This is a genomic window from Rhodococcus sp. 7Tela_A2, from assembly GCF_049311045.1.
GTDB lineage: Bacteria > Actinomycetota > Actinomycetes > Mycobacteriales > Mycobacteriaceae > Rhodococcus.
This window is the reverse complement of the sequence record NZ_JAXION010000019.1, coordinates 38,142-47,110: the sequence shown is the minus strand read 5'-3', so window position 1 is coordinate 47,110 and position 8,969 is coordinate 38,142. Positions and strand designations below refer to the sequence as shown.

General features: G+C 68.0%; 10 protein-coding genes. 4 read left to right on the top strand and 6 right to left on the bottom strand.

The genetic code is table 11. The annotated features are described in order from the left end of the window. Positions 1 to 63 precede the first annotated feature (63 nt). Together epsC and cysK are read right to left on the bottom strand one after the other, a co-directional pair. Complete coding sequence (gene epsC, locus TVH25_RS05930; RefSeq protein WP_169622135.1) at positions 64 to 645, bottom strand: serine O-acetyltransferase EpsC; 582 nt, start codon at positions 643 to 645, stop codon at positions 64 to 66. A gap of 4 nt (positions 646 to 649) precedes the next feature. Next, positions 650 to 1,582: a cysteine synthase A gene (gene cysK / locus TVH25_RS05925; protein WP_169622134.1), complete on the bottom strand. Its 933-nt coding sequence runs from the start codon at positions 1,580 to 1,582 to the stop codon at positions 650 to 652. A gap of 220 nt (positions 1,583 to 1,802) precedes the next feature. Between cysK and TVH25_RS05920 the strand changes: the two genes are divergently transcribed. Beyond that, entirely contained in the window at positions 1,803 to 2,135 is a 333-nt protein-coding gene (locus TVH25_RS05920) for a hypothetical protein (RefSeq protein ID WP_169622133.1), read from the top strand. A 78-nt stretch (positions 2,136 to 2,213) separates the two neighbouring features. Beyond that, the gene (locus TVH25_RS05915; RefSeq protein WP_169622132.1) at positions 2,214 to 2,690 is read left to right on the top strand and encodes a VOC family protein; all 477 of its coding nucleotides are present in this window, start codon (positions 2,214 to 2,216) and stop codon (positions 2,688 to 2,690) included. An 89-nt stretch (positions 2,691 to 2,779) separates the two neighbouring features. Here TVH25_RS05915 and TVH25_RS05910 read toward each other — a convergent pair whose 3' ends face one another. The 4 genes from TVH25_RS05910 to TVH25_RS05895 all read right to left on the bottom strand — a co-directional run bounded on the left by TVH25_RS05910 (position 2,780) and on the right by TVH25_RS05895 (position 7,272). Continuing rightward, entirely contained in the window at positions 2,780 to 4,612 is a 1,833-nt protein-coding gene (locus TVH25_RS05910) for a phosphoenolpyruvate carboxykinase (GTP) (RefSeq protein ID WP_296550743.1), read from the bottom strand. A gap of 275 nt (positions 4,613 to 4,887) precedes the next feature. After that, positions 4,888 to 5,202 (bottom strand): DUF6802 family protein, encoded by a 315-nt coding sequence (locus TVH25_RS05905; RefSeq protein WP_422423573.1) that lies wholly within the window; start codon positions 5,200 to 5,202, stop codon positions 4,888 to 4,890. A gap of 28 nt (positions 5,203 to 5,230) precedes the next feature. After that, positions 5,231 to 6,679: a hypothetical protein gene (locus TVH25_RS05900; RefSeq protein WP_422423571.1), complete on the bottom strand. Its 1,449-nt coding sequence runs from the start codon at positions 6,677 to 6,679 to the stop codon at positions 5,231 to 5,233. After that, positions 6,676 to 7,272 (bottom strand): hypothetical protein, encoded by a 597-nt coding sequence (locus TVH25_RS05895; RefSeq protein WP_422423570.1) that lies wholly within the window; start codon positions 7,270 to 7,272, stop codon positions 6,676 to 6,678. The genes TVH25_RS05900 and TVH25_RS05895 overlap by 4 nt, the downstream gene beginning before the upstream one ends. 207 nt (positions 7,273 to 7,479) lie before the next feature. Between TVH25_RS05895 and trmB the strand changes: the two genes are divergently transcribed. Beyond that, positions 7,480 to 8,262, top strand: a complete 783-nt coding sequence (gene trmB / locus TVH25_RS05890) for a tRNA (guanosine(46)-N7)-methyltransferase TrmB (protein ID WP_206037209.1) — start codon at positions 7,480 to 7,482, stop codon at positions 8,260 to 8,262. Then, positions 8,259 to 8,966: an NYN domain-containing protein gene (locus TVH25_RS05885; protein ID WP_296550741.1), complete on the top strand. Its 708-nt coding sequence runs from the start codon at positions 8,259 to 8,261 to the stop codon at positions 8,964 to 8,966. Before trmB ends, TVH25_RS05885 begins: the two co-directional genes overlap by 4 nt. Positions 8,967 to 8,969: the final 3 nt, after the last annotated feature.

The window sequence follows — 8,969 nt, the reverse complement described above, 5'->3', positions numbered from 1 at the left end:
GGTGGCACTCGGTCGGAAGACCGGGTGCCCCCCTTCTCGCTTCAGCGGAAACCGAAGCAGCAGTCAGATGTACATCGCGGGATCGATGAACGTCGTCGGATCGACGAGCGGCTCGTGCTGCCGCCGCGACCGCACGGTCGCCGGAATGCCGGTCGCGACGGAATCGGGCGGCACGTCGTGCGTGACGACGGCGTTCGCGCCGACCGCACTGTCGTCCCCGATGACGACGGGTCCGAGGATCTTCGCCCCGGCTCCGACAGTCACGCGGTTACCCAGCGTTGGGTGGCGCTTGCGCTTGACGAGCGCCCGACCCCCGAGCGTCACGCCGTGGTACAGCATGACGTCGTCGCCGATCTCCGCCGTCTCACCGATGACGACGCCCATCCCGTGATCGATGAAGAAGCGTCGCCCGATCGTCGCCCCCGGGTGGATCTCGATGCCGGTGAGAAACCGGGTGAACTGCGCGAGAACCCGAGCGGGGCCGCGCAGGGCAGGCACAGCCCACATCTTGTGGGCGATCCGGTGCGACCAGATCGCGTGCAGGCCGGAATAGACGATTGCGTTCTCCGCGTTGCTGCGCGCGGCCGGGTCCTGTCCGCGCGCAGCCTGCAGATCTTCACGAACGGTGCGGAGAATACCGAGCACGGAATCAGTCCCGGATGTGCTCGAACAGCGGGGTGGAGATGTAGCGCTCGCCGAAGTCGGGCACGACGACGACGATCAGCTTGCCGGCGTTCTCCGGGCGCTTCGCGATCTCGAGTGCAGCCCACACGTTGGCACCGGCCGAGATGCCGCCGAGGATGCCTTCCTCGGTGCCCAGACGGCGGGCGACGTCGATGGCGTCGTTGAACTTGACGTCGATGATCTCGTCGTAGATCTCGCGATCGAGAACGTCGGGCACGAAGTTCGCGCCGATGCCCTGGATCTTGTGCGGTCCGGGCTCACCGCCGGTGAGGATCGGCGAATCGGCGGGCTCGACACCGACGATCTTCACGTCGGGCTTGCGCGCCTTGAGGGTGCGGCCGACGCCCGTGAGGGTGCCGCCGGTACCGATGCCCGCGACGAAGATGTCGACGGCGCCGTCGGTGTCGTTCCAGACCTCTTCACCGGTGGTGCGCTCGTGGATCGCCGGGTTGGCGGGGTTGCCGAACTGGCGCGCGAGGATCGCGTTCTCCGTGTTCGCCACGATCTCCTCGGCCTTGGCGACCGCACCCTTCATGCCCTCGGAACCCGGGGTGAGCACGATCTGCGCTCCGTAGGCGCGGAGCATGACGCGACGCTCGGTCGACATCGTCTCCGGCATCGTCAGGATGACGTTGTAGCCGCGCGCAGCGCCCACCATGGCGAGCGCGATACCCGTGTTGCCGGACGTACCCTCGACGATCGTGCCGCCGGGCGCGAGCTCACCCGACTGCTCGGCAGCGTCGATGATCGCGACACCGATGCGGTCCTTGACGCTGTTCGCCGGGTTGTAGAACTCCAGCTTCGCGGCGACGGTCGCACCGGCGTCCTCGGTCAGCCGGTTCAGGCGCACGATCGGCGTGCGGCCGACCAGCTCGGTCACATTGTTGTAGATCCCCATTGTGGAGTCCTCCTCGTGGCCACTGCTGCGGCCGTATCGATCTAGCTTGTGGTCTATTGCACCATTCCGTCGCCGCATGCGGACGCGGAGGTCCCATCGAAGTACGAACGTATCCGCTAGTCGGCATTATTCCCGAAGGGCAAGTACGTCGTCCTGCACTGTCCGTCGACGTGAGCCGTTCCGGACGGTTTGCCCGCCCGCACACGGGTACAGCAGCAACATGACCGATCAGCAACTTCCCGTCCCCGATTACGACCAACTCGCGCCCGGCACACTTGCTCCGCGCATCCGGGCGCTGACCGAGGATCAACTGCAGGCACTCGTCGATTACGAGCGCGGCAACCAGAACCGTCCGAACTTCCTCGAGGTGCTCACCGCCCGGCTCGACGAGCTCGCCGGCGGTGCCGAGCCGACAGGCGGCGACCCTTCCCACGCGCCACCTGTCGACGGCGCCTCGGGTGGGTCGCCGGTGGACCCGTCGAGCTCACCCGACGACAACACACCGCTGCGGCACGGTGTCGCCGAGCAGACGCCGAAACGCGGCAAGCCCTGACCCGCAGTCGGCGAGCAGTACGAGTGCCCGTCGGGTTCGTTCAATACTCGCGTGGCGCTCGAGTCGACACTGGCGTGCATGACCAAGGCGATGAAACCGATTCCGGACGGCTACACCACGCTGACCCCGTTCCTTGTCGTGGAGGACGGAGCACGCGCCATCGACTACTACCGCGACACCTTCGGCGCGGTGCTCGTCGACCGTATGGACGGTCCCGACGGGACCGTGCTGCATGCGGAGCTCGACTTCGGCCACGGGCGGCTGCAACTGAGCGACCCGCATCCCGAGATGGGCCTGCGCGCACCCGACGGCACCGAGCAGGTCGACCACTCCTACGTCCTGTACTGCTCCGACGTCGATGCCACGTTCGCCCGGGCGGTCGAACTCGGCGCCCGCGTGTTCGAAGAACCGTCGACGTTCGTCACCGGAGACCGGTTCGCGTCGATCCTCGATCCTTTCGGCCACCGCTGGGCGATCATGACGCGGGTGGAAGACGTGTCTCCCGCCGAAGCCAAGCGCCGGCTCGACGAGTGGTCTGCCACGCAAGACGCCTGATCCCGGCCCGCAACCCGGGTGGCCGCTTGAGAGGGGGCCACCCTATCTCACGCGGCATCCGGCGTGAACTGTCTTCTGGGGGAAGCGACTCAGCCGAGGCGCTGCTTCAGTGCCTCGAACTCGTCACGGATACCCGACGGCACCTTCTCGCCGAGGAACTCGAACCACTCCTCGATGAGGGGCAGTTCCTGCTTCCACTCTTCGACGTCGACCTTCAGTGCCTCGTCGACATCGGCGGTCTCGACGTCGAGTCCGTCGAGGGTCAGGTCGGCGGCGGTCGGCACGTACCCGATCGGTGTGGACTGCGCGTCGGCCTTGTGCTCGATACGGTCCACGATCCACTTCAGGACGCGCGAGTTCTCGCCGAAACCGGGCCACAGGAAGCGGCCGTCTTCGCCGCGACGGAACCAGTTCACGTAGAAGATCTTCGGGAGCTTGGTCTCGTCGGCGTTCTTACCCAGGTTGATCCAGTGGTTCAGGTAATCACCGGCGTTGTAGCCGAGGAACGGCAGCATCGCCATCGGGTCGCGGCGGACGGTTCCGACCGTGCCTTCGGCGGCAGCGGTCTGCTCCGACGACAGGGTCGCGCCGAGGAAGGTGCCGTGCTGCCAGTCGAAGGACTCGCTCACCAGCGGAACGGTCGTCTTGCGACGTCCACCGAACAGGATCGCGGAGATCGGCACACCCTGCGGGTCGTCCCACTCCGGGGCGAGGATCGGGCACTGCGACATCGGAGTGCAGTACCGCGAGTTCGGGTGCGCGGCCTTGGTGCCGGACTCGGGGGTCCAGTCGTTGCCGAGCCAGTCGGTCAGGTGCGACGGGGTCTCGCCGCCGATGCCCTCCCACCAGATGTCGCCGTCGTCGGTCTTGGCAACGTTGGTGTAGATGGTGTTGCCGGCCTCGATGGTGGCCATCGCGTTGGGGTTGGAGTCGGCGCTCGTACCCGGTGCGACACCGAAGAAACCGAACTCGGGGTTCACCGCGTAGAGGCGGCCGTCTTCGCCGAAGCGCATCCAGGCGATGTCGTCGCCGAGGGTCTCGGCACGCCAGCCCGGAATGGTCGGCTGGATCATCGCGAGGTTGGTCTTACCGCATGCCGACGGGAAGGCCGCGGCCACGTAGTAAGGCTTGTTCTCGGGGGAGATCAACTTGAGGATGAGCATGTGCTCGGCGAGCCAGCCCTCGTCGTGGGCCATGGCCGACGCGATGCGCAGCGAGTAGCACTTCTTACCGAGGAGCGCATTGCCGCCGTAGCCGGAACCGAAGCTCCAGATCTCGCGGGTTTCCGGGAAGTGGGTGATGTACTTCGTGTCGTTGCACGGCCACGCGACATCCTGCTGTCCGGCTTCGAGGGGCGCACCGACGGAGTGCAGCGCCTTCACGAAGGGACGGTCGGTGCCCAGCTTCTCGAGGGCGGCGGTGCCCATGCGGGTCATGATCCGCATGGAGACGACGACGTACTCCGAGTCCGTGAGCTCGACGCCGAGCTTCGGGTCGTCGGCACCGAGCGGACCCATGCAGAAGGGCACCACGAAGAGCGTGCGTCCGCGCATGCAGCCGCGGTACAGCTCCGTCATGAGGCCGCGCATCTCGTCCGGCGCCATCCAGTTGTTCGTGGGGCCAGCGCCGATCTCGTCCTCGGTGCAGATGTAGGTGCGGGACTCGACACGCGCCACATCCGACGGGTCGGAGTTGGCGAGGAACGAGTTCGGCTTCTTCTCGTCGTTGAGACGAGTGAACGTTCCCGCCTCGACCAGTTGAGCGGTCAGCCGGTCCCATTCCTCGTCGGATCCGTCGGCCCACACGACGCGATCGGGCTGGGTGAGCTCGGCAACCTCCTGGACCCAGGCAAGCAGCTCGGCATGCTGGGTCGGGAGCTTGTCGTCGGTACCGTTCAAACCGGGAATGGTCGCTGAGGTCATCAAACTCTCCTGGGGTGTGCCCGGAACCGGATCCCTCCCCCGACCTGCGCCGATGACGCAGGGACAGTGGCAGACCCGGGCTTTTCCCCTCTCGGCAGGGGTACCACCAGCTTCATCCGTGGCCGGACGGCGAAGCGGGCGCCGGAAGTCCTATTCGTAGAGGCTAACTGTGGATGTCCTACCGGTAACACTCGGGGCCGGTCGGAAATGTCACATGAACGATTCAGAGAGCGCGCAGAATACCTTCACCTACCCCCTCGTACAGACGGTGGCGCTCACTCGCCACCGTTTTCGTGATCCACATCGCGTTCCAGATTACCGTGGTCGACGCGTGTCCAGCGTGTTGTTCCGTCGAGGTCGCGGTGTAACTCCCACACGCCGTAGTCGCCGTTGTCCTCCACAGCGGTGAGCCTGTCGGTGTGCCCGTCGAGGTCGGTATCGGTGGCGACGATCAGAGCTCCACCTGCGGACAGGCCGCTGTCGAACACCTCGCTGCCGAAGATCACCGTGTCGTAGATTCCGTCCCCGTCCAGATCCGCGGCGGGTTCAGTTCCGTCTGCCCAGACGGACGCGGCCACCGGGTCGAACACGTCGGTCCTCGGCCCACTCGGGCTGTCGTCACCCGGAAACGTTTCCATCATCCGATCGATCCCCCATCCCTGGCACGGTCGCTCCCGGCCGATTCGCCGTTCGATCGGTTCGACGCACCGGACGCCCTCCCGGTTCCCTGGGCTGCCCGAGCGCCGCGAGGTCCCGCTCGCACGCCGCAATTCGCGCGCGCCTTTCGCCGGTGAGCCGTCCTATCTCCTCGTCGAGCGCGGAGACGCGTTCCCGCCGTCGGCTCGTCTGTGCGTCGTGTGCGCTCCGAGCCGCCGAAAGGACGCGTGACTCCACCTCGTAAGTGCACGCGCGCACCCATGCCTCGAGGTCGGCACGGGCGGTCGCCAGCTCTTCACCGACCCAGCGCCGCACGCGTTCGCGGTGCGCGATCCGGCGCCGCGCGTGAACGAGCCACCATCCCGCCGGGACTGCACCGCCGAGTGCGACGGCCACCACCGCCACGCCGGGGATCTCACCGAACGGGGTGACGAGCAGCCGCCCGAGGCCCGCACCGGCCGATGCGCCGACGACCAGTGTCAGCCGGTCCTCGAAGGTGCGCGCGGGCTCCGGCAGCGGTGAACGTGTCCACTCGGGCGGTCTTCCGTCGCTGTCGTGCAGCGCCGCGCCGGCCCGTGAGGCGAGAGCGGCGGCGAGGCGGGCGCGCACTCCCTCGAGGTGTGCGTCCAGTGCACCGGCCACGTCGTCGGCGGGCCGTCCGGTGTCGTCGAGCACATCACGGATCGACGCGGCCACTCCCCGGATCTCCTTTGCGACGTCCTGGAGTAGTTCGACCCGCGCGCGCTGGAGGTCCGGTGGGGCCGCGGGCATGGGTGTCAGCGCCAGTCGTTGCCGCTCGGCGCGGAGACCGGCTGTGTCGTCACCGGCACGCAGCGCGTCCACCTCGTCGTAGATCATGCGGCGGGTCTGCGACACGACAGCTCCGCGCGCACGTCGCGGGTCGCTCGCGGAATCGACCGCTGCGGCGAGCACATCGCGTAGCTCGACGATTCCGGTTTCCAGCAACAGCACCGAACCCGCGTCGCCGCCGACCTCCCGTGCGCGGCGCGACATCTCCGCCGACACCGGGAGGACGGTGACGCGCGGGAGGTACGTCGCGTGCCGGTGCAACAGGGCGACATCGCGGTCGCGCACCGTGCGCCACCCCGGATACCGGTCCGTACCGGTCAGGGCGCACACCACCTCGGTCGCGTCGGCGGCGGCGTCGGCGATCATCTCCAGTTCGGTGCGACCGATCACCGCCGACGCGTCGAACACCACCAGCACCACCGACGCCGGCCCGTCGCGGACCACGTCCACACCGCCGAGCCGGCCGAGTTCACCGCACAGTGCTCCGACTCCCGACCCCGCGAGACCCACGACGCGCACGGCCCGCGACGAAGGTTCGTGGAGCCGCGCCCAGCCCCGAGGGTTCCAGCGGCGCACCACATCGTCGGCACCGGTCGTCATGAGACCCGGCGCGAGAGGTTCGCCGCGTCGAGTGCCGCCTCGATCAGGTCGCGGGCGGCGGGTGTGGCGGCGATCCCCGCGACCATCCGCACAAGGTGCTCGTCGCGGAGACGAGAGGCCGCGGCCAGTCGTGCGGCAATCGCGTCGGTGAGCGCGGGATCACCGACGGCGAACGCCCCGAGGCCGAGTGTCGCGGCGACCGGATCGACATGTTCGACCGTGCCGCCGACGACCACCACGACGACACGTCGTGCGTCGATGTGAGACAGAGCGGACCGGTCGGCGGGATGCACGGACGCGGGATCGAGCCGGACCGGCACGGCGTAGACGACGACGTCCCCGTCGAACACGGGATCGGCTGTGTCCGGCACGTCGACGGCCACACTCTCGACCTCGACGGTGCCGTCGGCACCGGCCGAGGCCCGGACGGCGTCCCGCACGGACCGGAATCCGGTGCCGACTCGTCCGGCAACCTGCATCCGTAGCGGTGCGGCGCGGTCGCGCACCACGGCGTGCAGAGCGCGGCCGGCGACGCTGTCGACGCGCTCCACGTCTCCTGCGAGCCGGTGCCAGAGGTCCTCCGTCATCGACATCCCCCGATCGTCGGCGCGGATTGTGTCAGAAGACACCCTGCCGTGCAGGGGTAACACTCGACGCAATTCTGAGAATGTGAGGGGATCTCGGTGGGAAGAAAAGCGACCGCGGGCCGGAAAACTGTGCAAAATCCCGGGTAAACGAGGCTCAGACCCTGAAAATCCCGGTGCAAGCCTGAGAAAACACTGTGGTCCCTTCCGTCACTCCTGCCACCCACTCGCCGGATACGTGACAATGGTCGGGTGAACGACGCCGATCAAGACACGACCGAGCTGCTCGACGAGCAGCCCACCCGCGGGAATCGCCTCTACCCGAGGGTGACGAGCTTCCGGTCCCGACGGGGAGCGTTGACCGAACCCCAGCAGCTGACGTGGGACCGGCTCTGGCCCCAGCTCGGCCGGGACGTCGGCGACGACCAGCTCGACATCGACGCGTGGTTCGGGCGTTCGGCACCCGTGGTGCTCGAGATCGGATCCGGAACGGGAACCGCCGCCGTCTCGATGGCGCGGGCCGAACCCGACGTGAATCTGATCGCCGTCGAGGTCTACCGGCCCGGCCTCGCCCAGACACTGCAGCGCATCGAGCGCACCCTCGACACCGACTCCCCGGTCACGAACCTGCGCATCCTGCGCGGCGACGCCGTGGAGGTGCTCGAGAAGATGGTTGCTCCCGGATCGCTGACCGGGGTGCGGGTCTTCTTTCCGGACCCGTGGCCCAAGGCCCGGCACCACAAGCGCCGGCTGCTGCAGGCCCCCACCTTCTCCCTGATCGCCGATCGCCTCGTGCCCGGCGGTGTGCTGCATGTCGCCACCGACCACGCCGAATACGCCGAAGCGATCCGGGAAACCGGAGACGCCGAGCCGCTGCTGAAGCCCCTGTCGGGGGAGTCGCCGATCAGCCTCGAGCGACCCGTGACCAAGTTCGAGGGGAAGGCCCACCAGGTGGGCAGCACCATCGCCGAAATGGTCTGGGGGAAGATCGGAGCATGAGCGTCCACGAAGAGCTGTCCGATACGACCGACCCCACCGCCATCGACAGCGGGCCTGTCGGCGGCAGCGACCAGCCCGGTCGTGTCCTTCTCGTGTGGGATGCTCCCAACCTCGATATGGGTCTCGGCGCCATCCTCGGCGGCCGGCCCACCGCCGCATACCGTCCCCGGTTCGACGCACTCGGCCGCTGGCTTCTCGGCCGCACCGCCGATCTGTCCCGCCGGACCGGTACTGCGCTCGAACCCGAGGCGACGGTCTTCACCAACATCGCCCCGGGCAGCGCCGACGTGGTGCGCCCGTGGGTGGAAGCCCTGCGCAATGTGGGCTTCGCGGTGTTCGCCAAGCCCAAGATCGACGAGGACAGCGACGTCGACTCCGATATGCTCGAGCACATCGAGTTGCGTCGGCGTGGCGGCCTTGCCGGCGTCATGGTGGCGTCGGCGGACGGGCAGGCGTTCCGCGAACCTCTCGAAGAGCTCGCAGCTGCGGGCATCGCGGTGCAGGTGCTGGGTTTCCGCGAGCACGCCAGCTGGGCGGTCACGTCCGAGATCCTCGACTTCGTCGATCTCGAGGACATCCCCGGGGTGTTCCGTGAACCGCTGCCCCGCGTCAGCCTGGAATCGCTGCCCGACGAAGGAGCCTGGCTGCAGCCGTTCCGACCGCTGTCCGCCCTCCTCGTGGGGCGCAAGAGCGTCGCCGAATAGGAG